The sequence below is a fragment of the Qipengyuania marincola genome (genome assembly GCF_029688625.1).
Lineage (GTDB): Bacteria > Pseudomonadota > Alphaproteobacteria > Sphingomonadales > Sphingomonadaceae > Qipengyuania.
In genome coordinates this window covers 94,791-118,862 of sequence record NZ_JARULC010000004.1, presented here as the reverse complement: position 1 = coordinate 118,862, position 24,072 = coordinate 94,791, and the positions used below count along the sequence as shown (strand labels likewise).

The 24,072-nt window shown below is 62.2% G+C and carries 26 protein-coding genes and 1 tRNA gene; 8 read left to right on the top strand and 19 right to left on the bottom strand.

Annotated elements, in window-relative coordinates; genetic code table 11:
* Together carB and greA are read left to right on the top strand one after the other, a co-directional pair.
* Nucleotides 1-3,348, top strand: a complete 3,348-nt coding sequence (gene carB, locus P8Q88_RS14760) for a carbamoyl-phosphate synthase large subunit (protein WP_278324621.1) — start codon at nt 1-3, stop codon at nt 3,346-3,348.
* A 110-nt stretch (nt 3,349-3,458) separates the two neighbouring features.
* On the top strand, nt 3,459-3,926 hold the full coding sequence (greA, locus tag P8Q88_RS14755; protein ID WP_278324620.1) for a transcription elongation factor GreA: 468 nt from the start codon (nt 3,459-3,461) through the stop codon (nt 3,924-3,926).
* 22 nt (nt 3,927-3,948) lie between these two features.
* Here the strand turns inward: greA and P8Q88_RS14750 are convergent, their stop codons facing one another.
* The 6 genes from P8Q88_RS14750 to P8Q88_RS14725 all read right to left on the bottom strand — a co-directional run bounded on the left by P8Q88_RS14750 (nt 3,949) and on the right by P8Q88_RS14725 (nt 6,756).
* Nucleotides 3,949-4,425 (bottom strand): GNAT family N-acetyltransferase, encoded by a 477-nt coding sequence (locus P8Q88_RS14750; protein WP_278324619.1) that lies wholly within the window; start codon nt 4,423-4,425, stop codon nt 3,949-3,951.
* A gap of 9 nt (nt 4,426-4,434) precedes the next feature.
* Nucleotides 4,435-4,665, bottom strand: coding sequence for a DUF4170 domain-containing protein (locus P8Q88_RS14745; RefSeq protein ID WP_278324618.1), 231 nt, complete (start codon nt 4,663-4,665; stop codon nt 4,435-4,437).
* Between the two features lie 103 nt (nt 4,666-4,768).
* A complete protein-coding gene (locus P8Q88_RS14740) occupies nt 4,769-5,302 on the bottom strand; it encodes a hypothetical protein (RefSeq protein ID WP_278324617.1) in 534 nt (177 codons plus the stop codon).
* 47 nt (nt 5,303-5,349) lie between these two features.
* Complete coding sequence (locus P8Q88_RS14735; RefSeq protein ID WP_278324616.1) at nt 5,350-5,670, bottom strand: hypothetical protein; 321 nt, start codon at nt 5,668-5,670, stop codon at nt 5,350-5,352.
* Nucleotides 5,667-6,098, bottom strand: coding sequence for a phage holin family protein (locus P8Q88_RS14730; protein WP_278324615.1), 432 nt, complete (start codon nt 6,096-6,098; stop codon nt 5,667-5,669). The genes P8Q88_RS14735 and P8Q88_RS14730 overlap by 4 nt, the downstream gene beginning before the upstream one ends.
* 22 nt (nt 6,099-6,120) lie before the next feature.
* Entirely contained in the window at nt 6,121-6,756 is a 636-nt protein-coding gene (locus P8Q88_RS14725; protein ID WP_278324613.1) for a hypothetical protein, read from the bottom strand.
* Between the two features lie 186 nt (nt 6,757-6,942).
* Here P8Q88_RS14725 and eno point away from each other — a divergent pair, with 186 nt between their 5' ends.
* Nucleotides 6,943-8,229, top strand: a complete 1,287-nt coding sequence (gene eno / locus P8Q88_RS14720; protein ID WP_278324612.1) for a phosphopyruvate hydratase — start codon at nt 6,943-6,945, stop codon at nt 8,227-8,229.
* Here eno and P8Q88_RS14715 read toward each other — a convergent pair.
* Nucleotides 8,226-8,483 carry a hypothetical protein gene (locus P8Q88_RS14715; protein WP_278324611.1) on the bottom strand — a complete coding sequence of 86 codons (258 nt, stop codon included), beginning with the start codon at nt 8,481-8,483 and terminating at the stop codon, nt 8,226-8,228. The genes eno and P8Q88_RS14715 overlap by 4 nt on opposite strands.
* Before the next feature lie 78 nt (nt 8,484-8,561).
* Between P8Q88_RS14715 and P8Q88_RS14710 the strand changes: the two genes are divergently transcribed.
* Entirely contained in the window at nt 8,562-9,611 is a 1,050-nt protein-coding gene (locus P8Q88_RS14710) for a phosphotransferase (protein ID WP_278324610.1), read from the top strand.
* Nucleotides 9,611-10,702: an Rv3169 family protein gene (locus P8Q88_RS14705; RefSeq protein ID WP_278324609.1), complete on the top strand. Its 1,092-nt coding sequence runs from the start codon at nt 9,611-9,613 to the stop codon at nt 10,700-10,702. Before P8Q88_RS14710 ends, P8Q88_RS14705 begins: the two co-directional genes overlap by 1 nt.
* On the opposite strand, the gene P8Q88_RS14700 is transcribed toward P8Q88_RS14705, so the two are convergent.
* From P8Q88_RS14700 to P8Q88_RS14680, 5 genes are all read right to left on the bottom strand, one after another.
* A complete protein-coding gene (locus P8Q88_RS14700) occupies nt 10,699-11,529 on the bottom strand; it encodes an EamA family transporter (protein WP_278324608.1) in 831 nt (276 codons plus the stop codon). The two genes, P8Q88_RS14705 and P8Q88_RS14700, sit on opposite strands and share 4 nt — an antisense overlap.
* Before the next feature lie 4 nt (nt 11,530-11,533).
* Nucleotides 11,534-11,953: a 6,7-dimethyl-8-ribityllumazine synthase gene (gene ribH / locus P8Q88_RS14695; protein WP_278324607.1), complete on the bottom strand. Its 420-nt coding sequence runs from the start codon at nt 11,951-11,953 to the stop codon at nt 11,534-11,536.
* 5 nt (nt 11,954-11,958) lie between these two features.
* Entirely contained in the window at nt 11,959-13,197 is a 1,239-nt protein-coding gene (gene ribB, locus P8Q88_RS14690; protein ID WP_278324606.1) for a 3,4-dihydroxy-2-butanone-4-phosphate synthase, read from the bottom strand.
* Between the two features lie 112 nt (nt 13,198-13,309).
* Nucleotides 13,310-13,385, bottom strand: a tRNA-Lys gene (locus tag P8Q88_RS14685).
* A 98-nt stretch (nt 13,386-13,483) separates the two neighbouring features.
* A complete protein-coding gene (locus P8Q88_RS14680) occupies nt 13,484-13,843 on the bottom strand; it encodes a hypothetical protein (protein WP_278324605.1) in 360 nt (119 codons plus the stop codon).
* Between the two features lie 70 nt (nt 13,844-13,913).
* Between P8Q88_RS14680 and P8Q88_RS14675 the strand changes: the two genes are divergently transcribed.
* Nucleotides 13,914-14,624, top strand: coding sequence for a helix-turn-helix transcriptional regulator (locus tag P8Q88_RS14675; RefSeq protein WP_278324604.1), 711 nt, complete (start codon nt 13,914-13,916; stop codon nt 14,622-14,624).
* Nucleotides 14,625-14,630: 6 nt separating this feature from the next.
* On the opposite strand, the gene rodA is transcribed toward P8Q88_RS14675, so the two are convergent.
* The 5 genes from rodA to P8Q88_RS14650 are packed head-to-tail and all read right to left on the bottom strand — an operon-like array spanning nt 14,631 to nt 20,363.
* The gene (rodA, locus tag P8Q88_RS14670; protein ID WP_446532573.1) at nt 14,631-15,704 is read right to left on the bottom strand and encodes a rod shape-determining protein RodA; all 1,074 of its coding nucleotides are present in this window, start codon (nt 15,702-15,704) and stop codon (nt 14,631-14,633) included.
* Between the two features lie 41 nt (nt 15,705-15,745).
* Nucleotides 15,746-17,866, bottom strand: coding sequence for a penicillin-binding protein 2 (gene mrdA / locus P8Q88_RS14665; RefSeq protein ID WP_278324602.1), 2,121 nt, complete (start codon nt 17,864-17,866; stop codon nt 15,746-15,748).
* The gene (locus P8Q88_RS14660; RefSeq protein WP_278324601.1) at nt 17,866-18,417 is read right to left on the bottom strand and encodes a rod shape-determining protein MreD; all 552 of its coding nucleotides are present in this window, start codon (nt 18,415-18,417) and stop codon (nt 17,866-17,868) included. The genes mrdA and P8Q88_RS14660 overlap by 1 nt, the downstream gene beginning before the upstream one ends.
* Nucleotides 18,417-19,307 (bottom strand): rod shape-determining protein MreC, encoded by an 891-nt coding sequence (locus tag P8Q88_RS14655; RefSeq protein WP_278324600.1) that lies wholly within the window; start codon nt 19,305-19,307, stop codon nt 18,417-18,419. The genes P8Q88_RS14660 and P8Q88_RS14655 overlap by 1 nt, the downstream gene beginning before the upstream one ends.
* Before the next feature lie 12 nt (nt 19,308-19,319).
* Entirely contained in the window at nt 19,320-20,363 is a 1,044-nt protein-coding gene (locus tag P8Q88_RS14650) for a rod shape-determining protein (protein ID WP_278324599.1), read from the bottom strand.
* A 192-nt stretch (nt 20,364-20,555) separates the two neighbouring features.
* Between P8Q88_RS14650 and mutL the strand changes: the two genes are divergently transcribed.
* Complete coding sequence (mutL, locus tag P8Q88_RS14645; protein ID WP_278324598.1) at nt 20,556-22,358, top strand: DNA mismatch repair endonuclease MutL; 1,803 nt, start codon at nt 20,556-20,558, stop codon at nt 22,356-22,358.
* Complete coding sequence (locus P8Q88_RS14640) at nt 22,358-22,843, top strand: hypothetical protein (RefSeq protein WP_278324597.1); 486 nt, start codon at nt 22,358-22,360, stop codon at nt 22,841-22,843. The genes mutL and P8Q88_RS14640 overlap by 1 nt, the downstream gene beginning before the upstream one ends.
* A 1-nt stretch (nt 22,844) precedes the next feature.
* Here the strand turns inward: P8Q88_RS14640 and P8Q88_RS14635 are convergent, their stop codons facing one another.
* A complete protein-coding gene (locus tag P8Q88_RS14635; RefSeq protein WP_278324596.1) occupies nt 22,845-23,309 on the bottom strand; it encodes a MaoC family dehydratase in 465 nt (154 codons plus the stop codon).
* Between the two features lie 14 nt (nt 23,310-23,323).
* Nucleotides 23,324-24,061 carry a MauE/DoxX family redox-associated membrane protein gene (locus tag P8Q88_RS14630; protein WP_278324595.1) on the bottom strand — a complete coding sequence of 246 codons (738 nt, stop codon included), beginning with the start codon at nt 24,059-24,061 and terminating at the stop codon, nt 23,324-23,326.
* Nucleotides 24,062-24,072 lie beyond the last annotated feature (11 nt).

Genomic DNA, 24,072 nt, shown 5'->3' with positions numbered 1-24,072 from the left:
ATGCCCAAACGCACTGACATCTCCTCTATCCTCGTCATTGGCGCTGGCCCGATCATCATCGGCCAGGCCTGCGAGTTCGACTATTCCGGCACGCAGGCGATCAAGGCGCTGAAGGAGGAGGGCTACCGGGTCATCCTGGTCAATTCCAACCCGGCCACGATCATGACCGATCCGGAAATGGTCGCGGGCGAAAACGGCGGGCCGGACGGCGTAACCTATATCGAACCGATCACGCCGGAAATCGTCGCCAAGATCATCGAGAAGGAGCGGCCCGATGCGGTGCTACCCACGATGGGCGGGCAGACGGCGCTGAACTGCGCGCTCAAGCTCGACGAGATGGGCGTGCTGGAGAAATACGGCGTCGAGATGATCGGTGCCAAGGCCGACGCCATCGACAAGGCCGAAAACCGGCAGCGCTTCCGCGAGGCGATGGACAGCATCGGCCTCGAAAGCGCGCGCAGCGGCGTGGCACATACCGTGGACGAGGCCTATGAAGTGCTCGAACGCACCGGCCTGCCCGCGATCATCCGCCCCAGCTTCACGCTGGGCGGCACCGGCGGCGGCATCGCCTACAACAAGGCCGAATTCGAGAAGATCGTGCGCGAGGGCCTCGATGCCTCGCCCACCACCGAAGTCCTGATCGAGGAATCGCTCCTCGGGTGGAAGGAGTTCGAGATGGAGGTGGTGCGCGACCGCAAGGACAATTGCATCATCATCTGCGCGATCGAGAACGTCGATCCGATGGGCGTGCACACGGGCGATTCCATCACCGTCGCCCCGGCGCTGACGCTGACCGACAAGGAATACCAGATCATGCGCACCGCCAGCATCAACGTGCTGCGCGAAATCGGTGTGGAAACAGGCGGTTCGAACGTGCAGTTCGCAGTCAATCCCAAGGATGGCCGCCTGATCGTGATCGAGATGAACCCGCGCGTCTCGCGCTCCTCGGCGCTGGCCTCCAAGGCTACCGGCTTCCCCATCGCCCGCGTCGCGGCGAAGCTGGCCGTGGGCTATACGCTGGACGAAATCCAGAACGAGATCACCGGCGCGACCCCGGCATCGTTCGAGCCGACCATCGACTATGTCGTGACCAAGATCCCGCGCTTCGCTTTCGAGAAGTTCAAGGGATCGAAGCCGGACCTCTCGACCGCGATGAAGTCGGTCGGCGAGGTGATGGCGATCGGTCGCTGCTTTGCGGAATCGATGCAAAAGGCGCTGCGCGGCCTGGAAACGGGGCTCGACGGCTTCAATCGCGTGCCCGAGCTGGAAGGCGTTTCGAAGGAGAAGATCACCGCCGCGCTCAGCCAGCGCCGCCCCGACCGCATCCTCAAGATCGCGCAGGCCTTCCGCGAAGAGTTCACGGTCGAGGAAATCGCCCAGATCACCGGTTTCGACCCCTGGTTCCTGCGGCAGATCGAAGCGATCATCTACGAAGAGAAGATGATCGGCCACAATGGCCTGCCCAATAGCGCCGACGAGATGCGCCGCCTCAAGGCAATGGGCTTTTCCGACAAGCGGCTTGCAACACTCGCGGTGCGTTCCGTCGGCGTGGCCGGCGGGCTGGGCGAGACACGGGCGAAAAGCTCGGGCCTGCTTCACGACGCCCTGCGCGCCATGGCCGGGGCGACCAGCGAGGAAGAGGTGCGTCAGTTGCGCCACAAACTCGGCGTCTTTCCGGTTTTCAAGCGCATCGACAGCTGCGCCGCCGAGTTCGAGGCAATCACGCCCTACATGTACTCGACTTACGAGGCCCCCACTTTCGGCGAGCCCGAAGACGAGGCCGACCCGTCCGACCGCAAGAAGATCGTCATTCTCGGCGGCGGCCCGAACCGGATCGGGCAGGGCATCGAGTTCGACTATTGCTGCGTCCACGCCTGTTTCGCGCTGGCCGAGGCAGGGTTCGAGACCATCATGGTCAACTGCAATCCGGAAACTGTCTCGACAGACTACGACACGTCGGACCGCCTCTACTTCGAGCCGCTGACCGAGGAAGACGTGCTCGAGATCCTGCGCGTCGAAATGTCGAAGGGCGAAGTCGTCGGCGTGATCGTCCAGTTCGGCGGTCAGACTCCGCTGAAACTCGCCAATGCGCTGGAGCGGGAGGGCATCCCGATCCTGGGCACGAGCCCCGACGCGATCGACCTGGCCGAGGACCGCGAGCGGTTCGCCAAGCTGGTCAACAAGCTCAAGTTGAAGCAACCTGACAATGGCATCGCCCGCAGTCGCGACGAAGCTGCTGCCGTGGCTGCGCGTATCGGATACCCGGTGCTGCTGCGCCCGAGCTACGTCCTAGGCGGCCGCGCGATGGAGATCGTCGACAGCGAAGCGCAGCTCGACGACTACATTGCCACTGCGGTGAACGTATCCGGCGACAGCCCCGTGCTGGTCGACCAGTATCTGCGCGATGCGGTGGAATGCGATGTCGATGTGGTGGCCGATGGTTTCGAGGTCCGCATCGCGGGCGTAATGCAGCATATCGAAGAGGCCGGCGTCCATTCGGGCGACAGCGCCTGCACCATTCCGCCCTACAGCCTGCCGGACGATATCATCGCCGAGATGGAGCGCCAGGCAGAGGCGCTTGCCAAAGCGCTGCAGGTGCGCGGGTTGATGAACGTGCAGTTCGCAGTCAAGGAAGGCGAGGTCTATCTCATCGAGGTCAACCCTCGCGCGAGCCGCACCGTGCCCTTCGTCGCCAAGGCGATTGGCCGGCCGATCGCGAAGATTGCCGCGCGCGTTATGGCGGGCGAGGGCCTGCACGAGTTCGAACCCTTCGACATCCGTCCGAAGCATATGGCGGTGAAGGAAGCCGTCTTCCCCTTCGCGCGTTTCCCCGGTGCCGACCCAGTGCTCAGCCCGGAGATGAAGTCGACTGGCGAGGTGATGGGCATCGATCGCGATTTCCCCGCCGCCTTCCTGAAGTCGCAGCTGGGCGCAGGTATGGTCCCGCCGCGCGAGGGAACGCTGTTCGTCTCGGTCAAGGATAGCGACAAGGAAGTGATCCTGCCGGCAGTGAAAACTTTGCTCGAGCATGGCTTCCGCGTCATCGCGACCGGTGGCACGCATCGCTTCCTTGCGGATCGCGGTCTCGACGTCGAGCAGGTGAACAAGGTGGCCGAAGGGCGTCCGCATATCGTCGATGCGATCATCGACGGCGAGGTGGCGCTCATCTTCAACACCACCGAAGGCTGGCAATCGCTGCTCGACAGCCAGTCCATCCGCGAAGCCGCGCTCGAGAAGAAGCTGCCGTATTACACCACCGCCGCCGCCAGCCTCGCCGCCGCGCGCGCGATTGCGGAGGTTTCACCGGAGCAGCTTGAAGTGCGTTCGCTGCAGGACTATTATAGCTGACAGATTAACGCGATTTCCTCCCGACATTCGAACCCGATCGGCCCCGCAGAACGGCGGGCCGGGTTCGAATTGTCGAAAAAGGGGAGGGGAGAACAGGAAGGACGCGCGCCATGGAAAAGGTGCCGATGCTGGCCGAAGGCTACGAAAAGATCACTGCCGATCTCAAGACGCTGCGTGCGGAACGCCCGCTGATCGTCGACGCGATCGAGGAAGCACGCGCGCATGGCGACCTGTCGGAAAACGCGGAGTATCACGCCGCTAAGGAACGACAGGGTCAGGTCGAGGCACAAATTGCCGAGCTGGAGGACAAGGTCAGCCGTGCGCAGATCATCGATCCTTCGACCTTGTCGGGCGACAAGGTGATCTTCGGTGCGACCGTCACTCTGCTCGACGAGGACGACAAGCCGATCAAGTACCAGATCGTGGGCCAGACCGAGGCGGACGCATCGAAAGGCCGGATCAGCTACAATTCGCCCATCGGCCGCGCGCTCATCGGCAAGCAGGTCGAAGAAGAGGTCGAGGTCACCGTTCCTTCGGGCGACAAGTTCTACCTGATCGAGAAGATCGAGTTCATCTGAGCGCGCGGCGGAAAAGGTGCTGTCAGTCCAGCGCCTTTTCCATGGCCCAATTGTGGATCGCTACGCCGTCGATCTCGAATTCTCGCTTGTGCGTCACCGCGTAGCCGACCCGCTCGAAAGCCGGGCGGGCGAGCTCGCTTGCTTCGGTGTAAAGTCGCTCCTCGCCCCATTTGCGCGCAAGTACTTCGGCTTCGGCCAGTAACTGATCCGCCAGGCCCTGCCGCGTGTGATCCGGGTGGCTGTAGAGATGGTCCAGATGCCCATCGCGCTCAAGCAATGCATATGCGACCGGATTGCCTGCGTCGTCGACGGCGACGATAATCTCTGCGCCTTCTGCGGCTAGATCGCGATAGCGTTGCGCACCCGGATGGCGCGCGCGCCACGCAGCGACCTGCTTTTTCGAATAGGCGCGTGGACCGATAGCCTCGATTGCCGCGGCGCAGACGTCAGCCACCGCCTCCGCATCGTCATCGCGAAACGGACGGATCGCATAGGCCATGCGGGTTTTTCAGGCGGCGGGATCGAGTAGCTTGTGCAGGTGGACCACGACGTATTTCATCTCGGCATCGTCGACCGTGCGCTGCGCATTGGCGCGCCATGCATCGACCGCCGAGTCGTAATCGCTGAATACGCCGGCGACGTGGATGCTTTCAGGATCGGCAAAAGTCACGTCGCGCGGATCGGTCACGCGGCCGCCCATGACCAGGTACAGTGTCTGCTTGGCTTCTTTCTCTTCCATGGAACCGCTTTCTCAGATGGGGAGGGAGATTGCCTCGGCCCCATAGCGAAAGCGGCGCGACAGGCAAGCCTGCCGCGCCGCATTGGCATCGGTTTGAAGGTTATCAGTAACCGAAACGAGTCTTCAGCGAGCGGGCATTGCGTGAGCCAACCCGGGCGGCCTTGCGCGAATTCGCCTTGAGCGCATCGCTGGCTACATCGAAACGATAGGCTGCGTCACGACGCAATCCACGTGCGGTAGTGGAAGCGCTATCGCCGAAATCTTCGAGCCGATCACCGGCATACTCAGCAGCATTTGCAGCGCCATCGATTGCGCGTGCGCCATATGCGAGCAGGCTATCGAATGCGAGGGTTGCAAGTGCGCCACCGCGGCGGCTCAAGCGACGTCCCGGACGCGTCATTGCACCGATGGCAAGTCCGATGACGATGGCACCGCCAACGACGGCAAACGGATGCTTCTTGGTAAATTCGACTGCGCTATCGGCCACGTCCTTCGCTTGATCGGCGAAGCTGCGTTCTGCATTGCGCTTCTCGCCGGCTTCGATCTTCTTGCGAAGCTGCGCGCGCTTCTGTTCATCGCTCAGCTGGCTGTCGGCGCTGATAGGGGTGACGTTGGTGTTTTCGGCTGTCTCGGACATGGATTTCTCCGCATTTAGTGTTCGGAGTTAGAACGGGCGAGGCGCAATCATTGTTCCGCCGGTTCGGCGCGCTCATCATCCGTGTCGTCGTCCTTGCCCATACCAAACAGATCGAGGATTGGATTGCGCGCGAACCACACGACCACGGCAGCAAGCAGCGCAGCGAGAGCACCCTTGTTGTCATCGGCCATATCGACGGCTTCCTCGTATATGTCGACCGCCCCGTCCTTGAAGGTGTCGAGTGCACGCGTCGCCAGACCTTTGTGATCGAGATCCGCCTTAAGGTTCTCGAAATCCGCCTCGACGAGCGCGCGGGCACTGTCGCGCAAATAACGATCTTCGAGCATACGGGCGCGGCGATCACTCATCGGTCGTTCTCCGAATAGGCGTCACGGATCGCATCGATCCGTCCCTTCAGCACCCGTAGCAAGATAACGCCGGCGATAATCAGCGCCAGCGTGACAAGACCGGTAGCGGCCCACGGGCCGATGATGGGCACCAGAGCGATAACGAGACCCACGACCAGGGCAATGAGGGCGAGGTGAAATACGCCAAACGCGGCGAAAATGAGGGCCACAGCCCCCTTAAGCTGATTGGCGGCAAACCCGGCGCGGCTTTTTTGATAGGCAATTTCGGCTTCGGCATACGTCTTGCCGTCCTCGAACAAGGCCACCACGTCATCCATGAGTGATGGATCAGAGTGGCCCTGCACCTGCTCCTCGGGTTCATAGTCGTCAGGCGTGTCGAGGGGGCCGGAATATTCTCCGGCCTCCCGATCGCTGTCGTCGTCCCTCATTCTTGCCCCCGCGCCCCGGCGTTCAGCGCGAACGGCCGAAGAGGCGCGACAGGAAGAAGCCGGCGACTGCGGCGATACCAAGCGCCTTGCCCGGACTGCGACGAACGAATTCGCGGCCGTCCTCGACCAGATCGTCTACGCTCTTCTCGTCGAGCTTCGCGGCGTAATCGTCGAGCGATTTGGAGGCGGTGCGAGCATAGTCGCCGTATTTCGCGCCCAGCTTCTCATCCACCTGGTATGCATTCTCGTTCACTACTCGGCTGAGCGAGCGCATACCTTCGCTGGCCTTGACCTTACCTTCGGTGGCAAGCTCGCGGCCCTTGACCTTGGCGTCTTCGCCATAGGCCTTGGCATCCGCAACCCAATCGTCGCCCTTGCCCTTGGCCTGTGCGCGATAGGCACCGGCACGCTCCCGCCCTTCGGCTTTGAGCGCGGCAGCACCAGCCTTCGCTTCTTCGAGCGCGGCGTTGAAGCGCGACTTCGCCTCGGCGCGATTGTCGGATGTCGGCGTGGTGGTGTGTGCAGTGTCGGTCACGGGTGTTGTCTCCTTCGCGGTGGCCGTCTTCGCCACGGTCTTGCGGGGCTTTGCGGCAGCGGGTGTTTTCTTGGCGGGGCTCTTGCGCTTCTTCGGTGCGCCGTTTCCGGTGGTTTCGGCCATTATTTCGTCCTTCCCCTCTATTCGTAAACAACCCCCCAGTCGGCTCTGGACCGGGAGTTCCTTTGTGCAACGCAACTTGCGCCGCGATGTTCCGACGCATAGAGCGCGTGCCACACCCAAGCTGGTGGTGTTTTACTGAATTACAACACCACGCAATCGGCCAGACAATTCGGAGTGCCATCTTCCATGACCGCGATCATCGACCTCCACGCCCGCGAAATCCTCGATTCCCGTGGCAATCCCACCGTAGAAGTCGACATCCTGCTGGAAGACGGCAGCTTCGGTCGTGCCGCGGTCCCGAGCGGGGCATCGACCGGCGCACACGAGGCCGTAGAATTGCGCGACGGCGACAAGGGGCGCTATCTCGGCAAGGGCGTTTCCAAGGCGGTAGATGCCGCAAATTCGGAGATCGCGGACGCCATCCTCGGTCTCGATGCCGAGGACCAGCGCGATATCGATGGGACCATGATCGGCCTCGACGGAACCGACAACAAGGCCCGCCTCGGTGCCAATGCGATCTTGGGAACCAGCATGGCCGTGGCGAAGGCGGCCGCCAATGCACGCGGCCTGCCGCTCTATAGCTACATTGGCGGTGTTTCCGCACATCTGCTGCCCGTGCCGATGATGAATATCATCAATGGCGGCGAACATGCCGATAACCCGATCGATATCCAGGAATTCATGGTGATGCCGATCGGCGCGGACAGCATTGCGGAGGCCGTTCGCTGGGGCGCGGAGATATTCCACACGCTGAAAAAGAAGCTGCACGAGAAAGGTCTGTCCACCGCAGTGGGGGACGAAGGTGGTTTCGCCCCCGACCTCGCCAGCACGCGCGATGCGCTGGATTTCATCATGGCCTCGATCGAGCAGGCCGGTTTCACGCCCGGTGAGGATGTCGCCCTGGCTCTCGATTGCGCTTCGACAGAGTTCTACCGCGACGGCAAGTATGAGATTTCCGGCGAGAAGCTTTCCCTCGACGGCCAGGAGATGGCGGAATATCTCGATCTCCTCTGTCGCGACTATCCCATCCGCTCGATCGAGGACGGCATGGCGGAAGACGATTTCGCCGGTTGGAAGGCACTGACAGACCGGATCGGCGACAAGGTCCAGCTTGTCGGGGACGACCTCTTCGTCACCAATTCAGCGCGCCTGCAGGATGGAATCGAGCGAGGGCTGGCAAATTCGCTGCTGGTGAAGGTCAATCAGATCGGTACCCTTTCGGAAACCCTCGACGCGGTGAGCATCGCCAATCGCGCGGGTTACACCGCCGTCATGTCGCACCGCTCGGGCGAGACCGAGGACGCCACGATTGCCGATCTCGCCGTTGCGACCAATTGCGGACAGATCAAGACCGGATCTCTCGCGCGGTCGGACAGGCTTGCGAAGTACAACCAGCTGATCCGCATCGAGGAAGAGCTGGGCGCGAGCGCCGTTTATGCCGGGCGCGACTGTTTCAGGCGTATCGGCAGCTAGTCCTTCGGCGCGCCTCGGTTTTTGGGGTGCAGCCAATACTGATAAACGCCCCAGCCGTTGATGAGCAGCAGCACGAGGTTCATTGCGGCGAGCGGCATCGCGCCTTCGACGAGGCCGACATAAATCCAGAGGGCCGACACGAGACAGAACAGGACGAACCCCCACCCGGTTGCGCGCCGCCCCATGTCGAAAGCGATCATCGCGGCGGCGGCGACCGTCCCCGCCGATGCGATCCATTCGAGCGGACCATTCATGGCTGACCTTTCGCTGCTGATTGTCACGACGCCTCGTAGCAGCTAGCGTTCCAGGACTGCTCTTTGTGGGAGAGGGGCTTGGCAGATTTTCCTGTCCATCCGGACGAGGTGACCGCGCAATGGCTGGGCGAAGTGCTCGGCATGCGGATCGACAGCGTTCGCTGGGAAGCGATCGGTACGGGGCAGGTTGGCGACAGCGTGCGTTTCTTTATCGCAGGCGAAGGCGAGCCGTTCACGATGGCTGGCAAGTTCAGTGCTGCCGACGAAGCGAGCAGGGCCACCGCCACGACGTTCGGCCTCTATCGCAAGGAGGTGGAGTTCTACCGTCATGCTGCGCCGCATCTCGCGGTGCGCGTTCCCCGTGTCCATTTCGCCGACGTCACTGCCGATGGCAGCGAGTTCGCGATGCTGTTCGAAGACCTCGGGCCGGCCGAGCAGGGCGACCAGATCGCAGGTACCTCACTGGAGCGAGCGCAAGAGGCCATCCGGCAGGCCGCAGCGATCCATGCGCTGAGTTGGGGAAGGGCGGATATACTCGAAGCGGAATGGATTCAGCCGGCGGACGACCTCGGGGCGACGGTTGCCACCCTGTATCCGCAGGCCCAGGCAGTGTTTCGTGATCGGTACGCCGATACCCTCCCCGCTGATCATATGGCCCTGTGCGATGAACTCTCCGAGCTGGCCCCGATATATTTCCACCGCGAGCCAGACATCCAATGCGTGGTTCACGGCGACTTCCGCCTCGACAATATGCTGTTCGATATTCGCGGCGGGGCAGAACCTATCGCAATTCTCGATTGGCAGACCGTAGCTGCTGGCAAGGCGATGACCGACATTGGCTATCTGATGGGTTGCGGTCTGGGAGAGACGATGTGGCGTCGGCATGAGGAGGAACTGCTCGACCTCTGGCTTTCGCAAATGGCGCAGCGAGGCGTGGCTTTGTCACGCAGGGAAATCCACGAGGATTATCGCCGCGGAATTCTGCACGGCGTATCGACCGCCGTATTCAGCGCGGCCTTCGTCAAGCGAACAGAACGCGGCGATGCGAACTTTCTTTCGATGGCGCGCGGGGCCTGTTCCCTCGCAATCGCGCATGACAGCCTTGCAGCCCTGAAGGAGACGATCTGATGGTCTTGTCCCGCGGCGACGAATTCCCGCTTCACCAGACTGCCGAGCCGGTCGCCTATTCCGGCACCGATCGCAATTTCTACGATCGCTATTTCTTCAATGGCTATGCGCCCGACGGAAGTGGCTTTTTCGCCGCGGCGCTGGGGGTCTATCCGCATCTCGACGTGATCGACGCGCACTTCAACGTCGTCCGCGACGGAGTTCAGCACTGCATTCATGCGAGCCGCGAACTGGGCATGGAACGAATGGACCTGATCGCCGGGCCGATCCGCATCGAGATCGTCGAACCGCTGCAAGCACTCCGGCTCGTCGTCGATGATTTCGACGGTATTTCGGCCGATCTAACCTTCTCCGGTCGCGCCCATCCGATCGAAGAGCCGCGCTTCACGCATCGCATCGGGCCGCGCGCTTTCATGGACTATACGCGCATGACCCAGAACGGGCGCTATGCGGGCTGGATCGACGTCGATGGCGACCGGCGCGATTTGGCAGAGGGCACGACGGGAACCCGCGACCGCAGTTGGGGTGTCCGCCCCGTCGGCACACGCGATCTCCAGCCCATGCCGGGGCACCCGCTTCCCGGCTTTTTCTGGCAGTGGACGCCGATCAATTTCGAGAACGGCAGCCTGTTCTTCCACGTGAATAATGACTCGCACGGAAGAGCGTGGAATACGCGCGCGGCCTGGGCCGAGGATGGCAGCGAAGCCTCTGAACTGCGTGAAGGACACGGAGGCATGCGCACGCGGCTTACGGCAAGAACGCGCTGGCCGAGCGGCGGGACCTTGTCCCTTGCGCTTCCCGGCGCCCCCGAGCAGGTCACACTGGAGCCTTTGGGGCGTTTCCAGATGAAGGGGCTGGGCTATACCCATCCCGAATGGGGCCATGGCCTCTACCATGGCCCGATCAAGGTCGCACGCGAGGATATCGATCTCGCTTCGATCGATCCACTGCAGCCCGAGAACCTGCATGTACAGATCCCCGTTCGCGTCACCGGCAATGCCGGAGAGGAGGGTATCGGGGTGTTCGAGCAACTGATCATCGGGCCGTTCTCGCCGCTGGGCCTCGATGAGTTTCTCGACGGTGCTGCCTAGCGCGCCAGCAGCAGGATCACGACCCCTGCGAAAATGATCGCGCCGCCGACAATTTTCATTCGCTCGGGTCGCTCGCCTAGGAACAGGATAGCGATTGCCAGGGCAAAGAGGATCGAGCTTTCGCGCAACGGGGCGAGGCGCGGCAGGTCACCGACGGAAAAGGCGAGCATTGCCAAGCCGTAGCTGACCACTCCGGCCATCCCTGCTGTACCGCAACTTCGCCAGTTCGCTTTCGCATAGTGGACAAAGGCGCGCCCGCGCCACGCGCCGAATACGCCGCCGATCACCGCACCCAGAATGAAAAATGCCCAGGCGATATAGCTGAAAGGTGTCGGCGCATTGCGCACCCCGCCTGCATCAAGCACGGTGTAGCAGGCGACGGCGAGCCCGGTCAGCAGGGAGTACGACAGGGCCGGGAGCGTAAGATTGCGCCCGATGATGCTCACGAAGATTCCGGTGGTCACAAGTCCCATGCCCAGCGCGACCGGCACGGTCACGCCGTCCCCGAGAAACGCGACTGCGCCCATGGCGGCAAAAACAGGCGCGGTGCCGCGCATGACCGGATAGGCGGCGCTCATGTCCGCCACCTCGAACGCCTTGACCAAGGCGAGAAAGTAGATGGCATGGACCAGAAGGGAACCAAACAACCAGCCCCATGCACCGTCGGGCGGTGCAACGAAGAAGATTGCAGGCAAGACCAGCAGGCCGCCGCTGAGATCGATCAGCGCGCGGCTTGCCAGCTTGTCCTCGCCGGACTTGAGCACGGCATTGACCACAGCGTGGATTGCCCCGCTCGCGATCATCATGAGCGCGGCGATTTCGACCATTCGGTCAGCCGAAGCGGTCGTGCAGGTCCAGCAAGGCAAGCGCAGCCATCGCTGCCTCGCCACCCTTGTTCTTCTGGGCGGAATCGGCGCGGACCAGAGCCTGCTCCTCGTTTTCGACCGTCAGGATCCCGTTCCCGATCGCGATGCCATCCATGGTCAGCGCCATGATGCCGCGAGCGCTTTCACCAGCCACGATTTCGAAATGATAGGTCTCGCCGCGAATGACCACGCCGATGGCGACAAAACCGTCATAGCCCCCGCTTTCAGCCGCCATTGCGATCGCGCCCGGGATTTCGAGTGCACCCGGCACCGTCAGGACCTCTACATCATGACCCGCTTGCTCCAACGCAGCCCGTGCGCCAGCGATAAGCATGTCGTTGAGGTGGTCGTAGAAACGCGCTTCGACAATCAGGAACTTGGCCATGGGGGTCACTCCGGAATGGGACGATGGTCGACGATGGTGAGGCCGTAGCCCTCGATCGCGACAACGTTGGGCTGCGAATTGCTGAGCAGGATCATGTCCTCGATGCCCAGATCGGCGAGAATTTGCGATCCGATGCCGACATTGCGTTCCGCCTCGCTCTCACCGTAGCCTGTCGCCGGGCGGCCGGTGATGATCACAATGACGCCGGAGCCGTGTTCGCCGACTGCCTGCATCGCGCGCTGCAGTGTCCGCTTGCGCGCGCCCGGCTTACCGAGCACATCGTCGAAAATCGAGATCGGATGAACGCGGGCGAGGGTGGGTTCCCCCGTCTTCACCTCGCCCTTCTGGAGGACGTAGGATTCGCTGCCGTCGACGGTGTTGCGATAGGTCATCATCCGCCACGCGCCGCCATAGTCGGATTCGAATTTGTCCTCCGCGATGCGTTCGACAAGATGGTCGTTGCGCATGCGATATTCGATCAGGTCCCGGATCGTGCCGATCTTCATATCGTGCTTGCGTGCAAAACTGACGAGATCATCGAGGCGCGCCATGGTGCCGTCCTCGTTCATGATCTCGCAGATGACACCGGCGGGATTGAGCCCGGCAAGGCGGGAGATGTCCACTGCCGCTTCGGTATGTCCGGCGCGGACCAGAACGCCGCCATCACGGGCGGCGAGCGGGAATACGTGGCCTGGCGTCACGATATCGTCCGGCCCCTTGCCGGCATCGATCGCAACCGAAACGGTGCGCGCCCGGTCGGCCGCGCTGATACCTGTCGTGACGCCCGTCTTGGCCTCTATCGAAGTGGTGAAGGCGGTCTGCATGCTTTCGCGATTGTCGCGGCTCATGGGTTCGAGGCCCAGCGCCTCGACCCGCTTGCGATCCAGCGCGAGGCAGATGAGTCCGCGACCATGCGTCGCCATGAAGTTTATCGCGTCGGGCGTCGCCATTTGCGCCGGGATGATCAGATCGCCTTCGTTCTCGCGATCCTCGTCATCAACGAGAATATACATGCGGCCATTGCGCGCCTCGTTGATGATCTCTTCCGCGCCGACGATGACGGGCGTCTCGTCATTCGCCTCGAGAAATCCTTCGAGCTTGGCCAGCGTCTCGGCCGTGGGATTCCAGCTGTCGTCCGTGCAGTCCCTCAGCGTATTGGCATGAAGCCCGGCAGCGCGGGCCAGCCCGGCGCGGGTCATTAGGCCTTGCGATACGAGGGTGCGGACCTTTTCAATCGTGTTCATGCACCGCCGGTATCACATCGTAATGTGACAGGAAAGGCCTGCAGCACATCAAATGTGATGCCCGGCAACGGGACGCAGCCGCGGTGGGTCCAGTCTAAAGAAAGGGAAGAAATGGTGGACGCACTAGGGCTCGAACCTAGGACCCGCTGATTAAGAGTCAGCTGCTCTACCAACTGAGCTATGCGTCCACTCTGCGGCCTGCCGCGTGCCCGTGGAGGGCTGCCCCGACTCGGGCGAGGCGCTCATATAGCGGGCCTATTCGCGATTGGAAGGGCTTTTTGCCGGACTATTGTCCGCCACCGTCCTCCGCGGAAGCTTGTGGCAGGCGGGCAGGGTGCACGGTTGCCGCAAACGGATCCTCGCGGTTCTGCTCGATCGACACGATGCCGCCAAATTCCAGCGTGCGAATTGCGGCGAAAACCTCATGCAATGGCAGACCAGTGATCGTCCGCAACTCCCAGATCGTTAGCACCTTTCCATGCTCGTAAGCACCGCTCAGGGCATCGATCACCAGACCGCAAGCGGTGCGATCACCATCATTGCCTTGCGCCAGCCGGAGGGTTGAGGACGCAAGAGACTTAAAATCTGTCACCGAGGCGGCCTTTCGCTTGTCGATCGGCTGTGTTGCTCGATCCAGAGCGCGCATGTATTTTGCCCGTCGGCCTCCCGAAAGTCGCATGGTCGGGGGACGTTCCCTGCGCTGGGGAGAGTGCGCCGTGAAGACTGCATTGGAGCAAATCGAAAAGCTGGACGACGTTGGCGAACTGCTGATCTTCGTCCGCGATTTCGCGCGTTCGCGCGGGGTGGTGCGCCAGAGCTACCATTTCACACCGGTCCTCGATGCGCCGGTATCGGAAAGCACAACGATTTACGCCGAAGGATTTTCGGGCGAATGGCTGACGCTCTACCAGGACTGCGAGTTTCGCCGTCACGACCCGATACCGGCGCGCACGCTTCGTCACGGCGAAGCAATGAGCTGGCTCGATGCCATCGCGCTGGAAGAGAACACACCCGAGGAGGAAGCCTATTTCAGCGCGATGCGCGAACACGGCCTGGTTCATGGTTTCGGCGTGCCGCTCTATGGTGCTGGCGGACGCGAGGCCTATGCAAGTTATGATTTCGGCCGCGTTATGGAGCCCGAGGACGTGGATGCGGCGCGCGAGATCAGGGCTGTTGCGCAGGCCGCGCAGAAACGGGTTAGTCGGTTACTCGCTCGGAACAACGCGGAACCGTCACTATCGGATCGCGAATCCGAAGTGCTCGAATGGCTCATGCGTGGCAAGTCGATCGGCGACATCGGTACGATCCTCAACCTGTCGCCCGACACGGTGAGGACTTACACCAAGCGCCTTTATGACAAGCTCGATACCAGCACCCGGATCGGGGCAGTGGTCAAGGCGCTGAAAATGAACCTCGTGCGCCTTTGACAGGATTTAAGAGATCAGCCCGGTTCTCGGCGCCTTGCGGTTCCAGCGGGCAACCATCATCAGCGATCCGATACAGATCATGTTGGTCATCATCGAACTGCCGCCGTGGCTCATGAAAGGCAGGGGGATACCGACGACTGGAGCAAGCCCCATTACCATCATCAGATTGATGGCGACGTAGAAGAAGATCGTCGCCGTCATGCCCGTGGCGAGCAGCTTGCCGAACCTGTCCTGGCTATCCCGCGCGACTTTCAGCCCCCAGCTGAAAATCATAGCGAAAGCGCCGATGACGACAAGCCCGCCGATGAAGCCCCATTCTTCGGCCATCGTCGAAAAAATGAAATCCGTCTGCGGTTCAGGCAGGTAGTTCAGGTGGCTTTGCGAGCCTTCGTTGAAACCCTTGCCACTCAGCCCGCCCGAGCCGATCGCGATCTTCGACTGGGTGATATGGTAGCCGTCGCCCAGAGGATCGTTCTCGGGATCGAGAAAGGTAAATACGCGGCGTTGCTGGTATGGCTGAAGGCCGAAGAAGAAAGCGAGCGGTGCGAGGACGGCCGCAGCCGCGCCGGCCATGAGGAACCAGCGCAAGGGAAGTCCCGCAACGAACATGACCGTCGCACCCCCGAAGGCCAGGGCCAGCGAGGTGCCGAGGTCGGGCTGAAGAAGAACCAGCGCTACGGGAAAGCCGATGAGCGCGGCGGCTGGCACCACCGAACGCCAGGTCGGGATGAGGCCGATGGGCAGATTGGCATAGAATCGTGCCAGCACCAGGACGAGGCCCGGCTTCATCAGCTCCGACGGCTGCAGCTGCATGAAACCAAGGTCTAGCCATCGCTGGCTGCCCCCGCCGACGAAGCCGATCGCTTCGACAGCCATCAGCATAATGATGATGACCGCATAAATCGGGAACGCAAAGAATTGCGCCAGCTCGCGCGTGAACCGACTGATGACGAAAGCCATCGGCAGGAAAACGAGAAAGCGCACGACATGCGAAGATGCGTAAGGGGTCCACGATCCACCTGCTGCCGAATACAGCACCAGCGCGCCGAACCCGATGAGCACGAATAACGGGAAAAGCATCCGCCAGGGCTGGCGGGCTATCGGATCCGGGACGATGCCGCTCACTCAGGATTATCCGGGGCGGGGCCCTGCGTAACACTGTCGGGCGAAGTCGGGCGCGCGGAAGCAGTGGCTTCGGAAACTTCCTCTGCTGACCGGGTGTCGACACGCGAGGGATTGGTTTCCCGCGCAATAGCTTCGGGCTGGCGGGCAGCGACGCGTGCTTCGGCTTCGACCTGGTCGAAGATATCTTCGTCGCGCTCGGGCACTGGCGGGACCGCTTCTCCCGCCGCCGCGGCATAGGCGCGATATTTCGCATCGAGGCGCTCCTGCGCCGTGCCGCCCCATTGCTCCTCAAGCGGACGCAGGGCCTCCATGCCCTTGGCCGGGTCGAACATGAAGGTCATCACGTCGCGCGCGATCGGATAGGCTGCACCCGAGCCCCCGCCATGCTCGATTACCACCGCGCCGGCATATTTGGGTTTGTCGAACGGGGCGAAGAACACAAACAGGCCATGGTCGCGGTACTTCCACGGACCGGTCTTGCCGTCCGAAATGCTCAGCGACACGACCTGAGCCGTGCCGGTTTTCCCGGCCATCTTGATGTCGTCGAACGGCAACCGCGCACGACCGGCGGTCCCCGGCCCGTTGACCGTATCGCTCATCGCCTGGCGGACATATCCGATTTCCTCGGGGCTGAAATCGAAATGCTCGAAACGGGGCTTGTCGTCCGTCAATCGCAGGCGCGGCATGACCTTATCGCCTGTCGCCAGGCGCGCGCTCATCACTGCCAATTGGAGAGGGCTGGTAAGGTAGTAACCTTGGCCGATCGACGAATTGACCGTGTCGTAAGGCTGCCATTCCTGGTCGAACTTCTTCTTTTTCCAGGCCGGATCGGGCACGGTGCCGTAGAACTGGCTGGTAACCGGAAGCGGAAATTCTTCACCAAGGCCCATCTTATGTGCCCATTTCGCGACCTGGTCGAAGCCGACCTGCTGGGCGAAATGATAGAAATAGCTGTCGCAACTCTGGTAGATGGCCTTGGCCATATCGACCGAACCGTGATTGCTCCAGCAATTGAAGAAGCGGTTGCCGATCCGACGACCACCGCCACAGATGATAGTTTCTTCCGGCTTCACGCCGGCATCGAGGAAAGCCATGCAGTGCATCGGCTTGACCGTCGAGCCGGGCGGATAGAGGCCCTTGAGAACCTTGTTTCGCAGTGGCACGCGCTCGTCATCGCGCAGCATGGCATATTCGACACGTCCGATGCCCTGAGAAAAGCTGTTGGGGTCGAAACTCGGCATGGAGGACATGCACAGTATGTCCCCCGTCTCGCAGTCCATGACCACGCAAGACCCGCTTTCCAGCCCGATGCGGCGCGCTGCATAATCCTGCAGCGGGCCATCGATCGTCAGGCGAACGGGATCACCCTGAACGTCTTCGCGCGTTTCGAGATCGCGTACGATGCGACCGGATGCGGTGACTTCCACCCGCCGGGCCCCGGGAATGCCGCGCAATTCCTGCTCGAATTGTTGTTCCAGCGCATCCTTGCCGATCTTGTATCCGGGCGTAACAAGCAGCGGATTGCGGTCTTGCGCTTCGTATTCCTCGGCATTGGCGGGCCCGACATAGCCGATCAGATGGCCGACCGATGGCCCGGTGGGATAAAAGCGGGAAAATCCGCGCTGCGGCACAACCCCGGGCAGGTCAGGCAGACGGACGCTGACGGCTGCGAACTGGTCATACTTCAGGCCCGAGGCAACTTCGACGGGCTGGAAGCCGGGCGAATCCTCAATTCGCTTGCGCACGTCGGCGGCCGCGTTCTCGTCGAGATCGAGAATGTCCGTAAGCACAGCGACCGTATGATTGGGATCAGGCGTGCGGTCCGGGATGATATCGACGCGGAAGTCGGCGCGGTTCGAGGCAAGCGGCGCTCCGTTGCGATCGAGCAGCCAGCCACGCCGCGGCGGGATCAGCGACAAGTTGACGCGATTGCTCTCGCTTTCGAGCTCGTATCTCTCGTTCTCCGCGATCGCGATGTAGCCCATACGGGCTGCAAGCAGGATACCGATCCCGCCCATCGCTGTCCCGATCGTGAAGGTCCGCCTATCGAAGGCATTGTCCAGCGTCGTCTGGCTGACATGATCGCGCCGACGGTTTTTCTTGGAGAGTCGGCCCATCACAGGCTCTTCCAGCGATGCAGACGAAACTGATCAAGCCTCGCAATGAGACGGGCAAGAACAGGGAAGAGCAAAATGGAAAGCACGAGTTGCGGCACTAGAGCGACGAGAGAATGGAGCGTGGGCGAGCCGCCGGAAAGCAACCACCCGGCGATCAGATAGACCGTTGTCACTATACCGGCGGTGAACCAATCCTGCCAGAAGGATCGCCAGGGCAAGCGGGTCTCGATAAGTTCGATAGCGATCAGCGCCAGCGACCAGGTCAGGATGCCGAAGCCGAAGGGTTGCCCGCTAAAGAGGTCATCGAACATGCCCAGCGGAAGACCCGCCCACACCGGCAGCAGTCCGGGCCGCACCAGTCTCCAGCCCAGCAGGAGAAGAAAGCCCACCGGCGGCATGATCGGCAGGGCGCTGGCAATGAAAAACAGGGGTAGGATCGACCCCAGCAGGATCGACGCCCAGGGAACGATGTTGGCCAGCAGGGCCGAATGCGAACGATTGATCCGGTTGCCATAGGCATCGCTGCGCGCGCGCGGGTCGATCCGCTCCATTATTCGTCCAGCTCCGTTTCCGCGGGGGTCTGCACGGCTACGACAGCTTCGGGTTCGAAGATCGGGTCGACTGACACGAAGTCGGTCGCGGCCGGATCGCTGACCATGCGCGCCAGCCCGCCATCGTCGGTCTTTTCAACCAGGATCGCCACGGCAGCACCGGGCCGATAAAAGCCTCCGGCGCCGCTGGTCACGAACATGTCGCCCACTTCGAGCGGGTTGATCCCGAGATTGATCAGCCGGATGCGCAAGAGGCCATCGCCGCGCCCCTCGGCGAAGGCGACAGTCTCGTCGGACGCGCGGCGCACCGGGAGGACGCTTTCCGTGTCGGTCAGCAGCAGGATTCGCGCGCTGTCATTGGCCACTTCGAGAACGCGGCCCACCACGCCGCGGGGCGAGCGAACCGGCATTCCGATCTCGACGCCCTGATCCTTGCCCGCACCGACATAGGCGAACCGCCGCGTGCTCGATGCGGTGGAGCCGACCAGGCGCGCTACCGCGACCGGTTTGACGTCACCATCCTGCAAGCCCAGCAGGGCCTTGAGCCTCTGGTTCTCGCTCTTTACCGCCGCCGCCTCGGCCAGGCGGATTCGGGCGATCTCCATCTCCCGCTTCAGCTCGGCGTTCTTGGAGCCCGCGCGATAATAGCCGCTGACCGAGTCCCAGATACTTTTGGACCCGGTCCTGACGGTCGCGGATGTCTGAGTGGCGGGGGATACGGTGTCGGCCGCCGCACCGCGCAAGCCGCCGAACAGTTGGGGCTGGAAAAAGGACAGCGCAAGCAGAACGGCGCCGATCAGGGCGCCGATGCCGGCTATGATGTAGCCGGTGAAGAGATTGTACTGCGCCCTTCGCGAATAGCCCGAGCGCCGTTGGCCTGTCGGCGCCATCTTGAACTCCCCTTAAGCCGTCATCAGGACGCCGCGATAGATCGGGTCTTCCATGGCCCGTCCCGTACCGATTGCCACGCAGGACAGCGGATCTTCCGCGATCGTCACCGGCAGCCCGGTCTCCTCGCGCAGATACTCGTCCAATCCGCCGATCAGCGCGCCGCCGCCGGTCAGGACGATGCCCTGATCGACGATGTCGGCGGCCAATTCGGGCGCGGTATTCTCGAGCGCGATGCGAACGCCCTCAACGATTGCGCCGATCGGTTCGTTGAGCGCCTCGGCGACATGGCCCTGGTTGATCGTGATTTCCTTGGGCACGCCGTTGACAAGGTCGCGGCCCTTGATGGTGATGCTCTCGCCAATGCCATCCTCGGGCGAGCGGGCGACACCGTAGTCCTTCTTGATCCGCTCAGCCGTGCTGTCGCCGATCAGCAGGTTATGGTGTCGTCGAACGTAAGAAACGATCGCCTCGTCCATCTTGTCGCCCCCGGTGCGGACGGAGGTTGTGTAGGCGAGGCCGCGGAGCGAAAGAACCGCAACTTCAGTCGTGCCGCCGCCAATATCGACGACCATGCTGCCGACCGGTTCGGTCACGGGCATATCGGCGCCGATCGCCGCGGCCATCGGTTCGAGGATCAGGTAGACCTGCGAAGCGCCGGCATTGCTAGCTGCATCGCGGATCGCGCGTCGTTCCACCGAGGTCGACCCCGACGGCACGCAGATCGTGATTTCAGGATAGCGCATCAGGCTCTTGCGGCCGTTCACCTTGCGGATGAAATGCTTGATCATCTCCTCGGCAACGTCGAGGTCGGCGATGACGCCGTCACGCAGCGGACGAATGGCTTCGATGGAGTCGGGCGTCTTGCCCATCATCATCTTCGCATCGTCACCCACCGCCTTCACGCGCTTCTGGCCATTGATGGTCTCCAGCGCGACGACGCTCGGCTCGTTGAGCACGATGCCCTGATCCTGGACATAGACCAGCGTGTTGGCCGTCCCCAGGTCGATCGCCATATTTTGCACGCCGAATTTGAAGAGATTGTTCCAGAAGCCCATTTTCGCTCGTTTTTCCGTCTGATGGCGGCCTGATGCAGGTGGCGCGGCGACCCCGGCACTGGCCCGGTAAGGGAGGATGGCCGGGTCTTTAGCGAGACATTGCGCAAAAGGCCAAAAATTTCCTTGTCGTCAGTGGTGGAAACTCGCTCGCCCGACCTCGGATTCGCGCCCACTCACCGCTAGGCTGGCGAAATGCCGCACATTCGCCGTCTTCCCGATACGCTGGTGAACCGCATCGCTGCGGGCGAAGTCGTCGAACGGCCATCGTCCGCTTTGAAGGAATTGGTCGAGAACGCGATCGACGCGGGTGCCGGCAGAATCGCGGTTCAACTGGTCGACGGCGGCCTGACCGCGCTCGAAGTCACCGACGACGGCTGCGGCATGGCTCCTGAAGAAATGGCCCTGGCGCTCGAGCGTCACGCCACCTCGAAATTGCCGAACGAGGCAATCGAGCAGGTGACGACCCTGGGCTTTCGCGGGGAGGCGCTGCCGAGCATTGCCAGCGTCGCGCGCTTTACTCTCGAAAGCCGGCCGCAGGGTGCGGCCGAGGGGTGGAAGCGCGTCGTCGACCATGGAACGATGATTGCAGAAGGTCCGGCCGCCCTGCCACCCGGCACGCGGGTCCGGGTCGAGAATCTGTTCGGCAAGATTCCCGCACGCCGCAAGTTCCTGCGCACCCCGCGCAGCGAGTATGCCGCATGCAAGGATGTCGTCCAGCGGCTCGCGATGGCCCGCCCCGACATCGCCTTCACTCTGGATCATGGCGACCGGCGCATCATCGCCCTGCAGGCTGGCGACGCGGCGCACGATCGCGTGGCGCAGATCGTCGCGCGGGAGTTGAAGGACAACGGGGTCCTGATCGACATGGAACGCGGCGCGATGCGGCTGACCGGCGTTGCAGGGCTGCCGACCTACAATCGCGGGATCGCTGATCACCAGTATCTGTTCGTCAACGGCCGACCGGTGAAGGATCGCCTGCTGACAGGGGCAGTGCGCGGTGCCTATGCCGACATGCTTGCGCGCGACCGGCACGCTGTGCTGGCGCTGTTCCTGGAGATTCCCGCTGAAGATGTGGACGTGAACGTCCACCCGGCCAAAACCGAGGTCCGGTTTCGTGATGCGCAGGGTGTGCGGGGCTTCATCGTGTCGGGCCTCCGTCAGGCTCTGGCGACCGGTGACAAGCGCAGCGCGCAGACACCGGACGCGGGCGCAATGGCGCGGTGGCAGTCCGAGCCGATGCAGGAAGAGGCGAGCCCGGCGTTACGCTCGATCTTCTCCGGGCGCGACTGGAACGAGCCATCACGGCGCGTCGCGGAGCCAAACACCCCCTGGCATGGAGCGGATGCCGGGGTCATGGCCGCGCCGCGTGGACGAGCCGAAGAAGCGATTCCGATTTCGGCCGCCGATCACGACTTTCCCCTCGGTATTGCTCGCGGGCAGGTTGCCAATACCTATATCGTGGCGGAAGCAAGCGACGGCCTCGTCCTGGTAGACCAGCACGCGGCGCACGAACGCCTCGTCCTTGAACGGCTGCGCGCCGCAGGGGCGGAAGACGCAGTGAAGCGCGAACAGGCCCTGCTTATACCCGAAGTCGTTGAACTCGAGGAAACTGCTTGCGACCGGCTTGAGGAGGCAGCGCCGAAGCTTGCCGAACTGGGTCTCGGGATCGAGAGGTTCGGTCCCTCCGCCATGCTCGTGCGCGCGATGCCGCATGCCATCGCCAGGACCGATCCGGAAAAGCTGTTGCGCGATATCGACGATGATCTGGCGCTCAACGGCGATCCGCTCCTGCTCGGCGAGAAACTCGACCTCGTTCTCGCCACGATGGCCTGTCACGGATCGGTGAGGGCGGGGCGGACACTGCGCGTCGATGAGATGAATGCATTGCTGCGCGAAATGGAGCGCACGCCGCGTTCGGGTCAATGCAACCACGGGCGTCCGACATGGGTCAAACTGTCCATGGAAGACGTCGAGAAACTGTTCGGGAGGCATTGATGCGGATCGCAATACCCATGGCATTGCTGGCGCTGGCGGCCTGTTCGTCCGAACCGACCGAGGAAGAGCGCCAGGCCGCGATCGCCGAGGTGGAGGCCACGCAGTCGCCGCCGCCGCTTTCCATTGAACCCCAACCGATCCTCTATCCCGATATCGAGGCCAACGATCTTTACGGAGCCGGCTGCAGTTTCGCGCCCGATGGCGGGGGTCTCGGGGCTGTCGCCATCGCCATGGCGGAAACCGGCTATCTCAAACTCGAAGATGCGATCGTCGAGCTGGCAGCCGACACCGGTAGTGCGGAACTACCCTATCTGGCGCGCAGCGAATATGACGGCACGACCTACTCTTTCCGCTTGACGATCGACGAGGAAAGCGGCGCGCCGAGTGGGGATGAAACGAGCGATTATTCGGGCGAGCTCACAGTCTTCGATCCCCAGGACCGCACTGTCTATCAGGCGACCGGTATCGTGCAGTGCGGCGCGTAACCTAATCCTTGATCGGGGCATCCTCATCACGCACGCGGATGAGGCCATTGCTGATCATGTCGAGCACGATCTCGTCATGCTGGTTGAAGGTTGTGGTCCGGCTCTTGAATATGCCCATCTCGCGCCGCGACCTGCTACGCCGCTTTTCCAGGACTTCACTCTCGCAGCGCAACGTGTCTCCGGGATAGACTGGCTTGGCCCAGCGCAACTGATCGACCCCCGGAGAGCCGAGGCCAGCCTGACGGGTGGCTTTCAGGTTCGCGACCAGCATCGCCATGGTCATTGCGCAGGTATGCCACCCGCTGGCGGAAATTCGTCCGAAATGGGTCTGCGCGGCTGCCTCGTCATCCAGATGGAATGGCTGTGGATCGTATTTCGAAGCAAAGTCGATCACTTCCTCGCGCGTAACCTCGTAACGTCCGAACGACTGGCGGCTGCCGACCTCGATATCCTCGAAATAGATCATGCCCCAGCGTTGGATCAGATCATCGGACGAAGCAACATCCAGATGCCCATGCCGATCATCGCGAGATTTTCGCTGAGCGATATGAAGCCGAGCGGCACGTTACCAGAGCCGCCAACGCAGGCGCATTTGATGTCGCGCTTCTGGACATAAACGGCGTAGAACACGCTGACGGCGCCGATAGTGCCGATGAACAGCGCAACCGGAATCGAAATCCACGGGAGTATCCGCCCCGCCATCAGAACCGCGGCGGTCGCTTCGAGAAAGGGGTAGGCATAGGCGTAGGGAACCCACCGCTTTCCCAGAAGATCATAGCCGACGAACATGGTGGAGAATTGCTCGACATCCTGAAGTTTGAGCATGGCGAGCATGGCCATGGAAAACGCCACGAACCATTCTGCCGTGCGGACGGTTAGGGGCGTTTGATAGACAAACAGGCTGAGCGCCACCGCAAGCGCGGCACCCACCGCGAACACGGCGAGGACGGGCGTGTAGCTTTTGCCGCTGTCTTCCTTCGCCTCACCGAAGTGTTTACGCAGCGCGTCGTAGCCGCCGATGCGTTCGCCACCAATGAAAGTCTGCGGCGTCGTTTCGACGCCGTGCTTCGCTTTGAAAGCATCGGTTTGCTCACGGGTTTCGAGATGGTGGTCTTCCACCTCGAACCCCTTGCTCTCGAGCAGCCATTTGGACTTGATACCGTAGGGACAGACATGCTTGTCCATCACCATGCGATAAAGTTTCGCGGTCTGGGTCATGGTCTTAAACT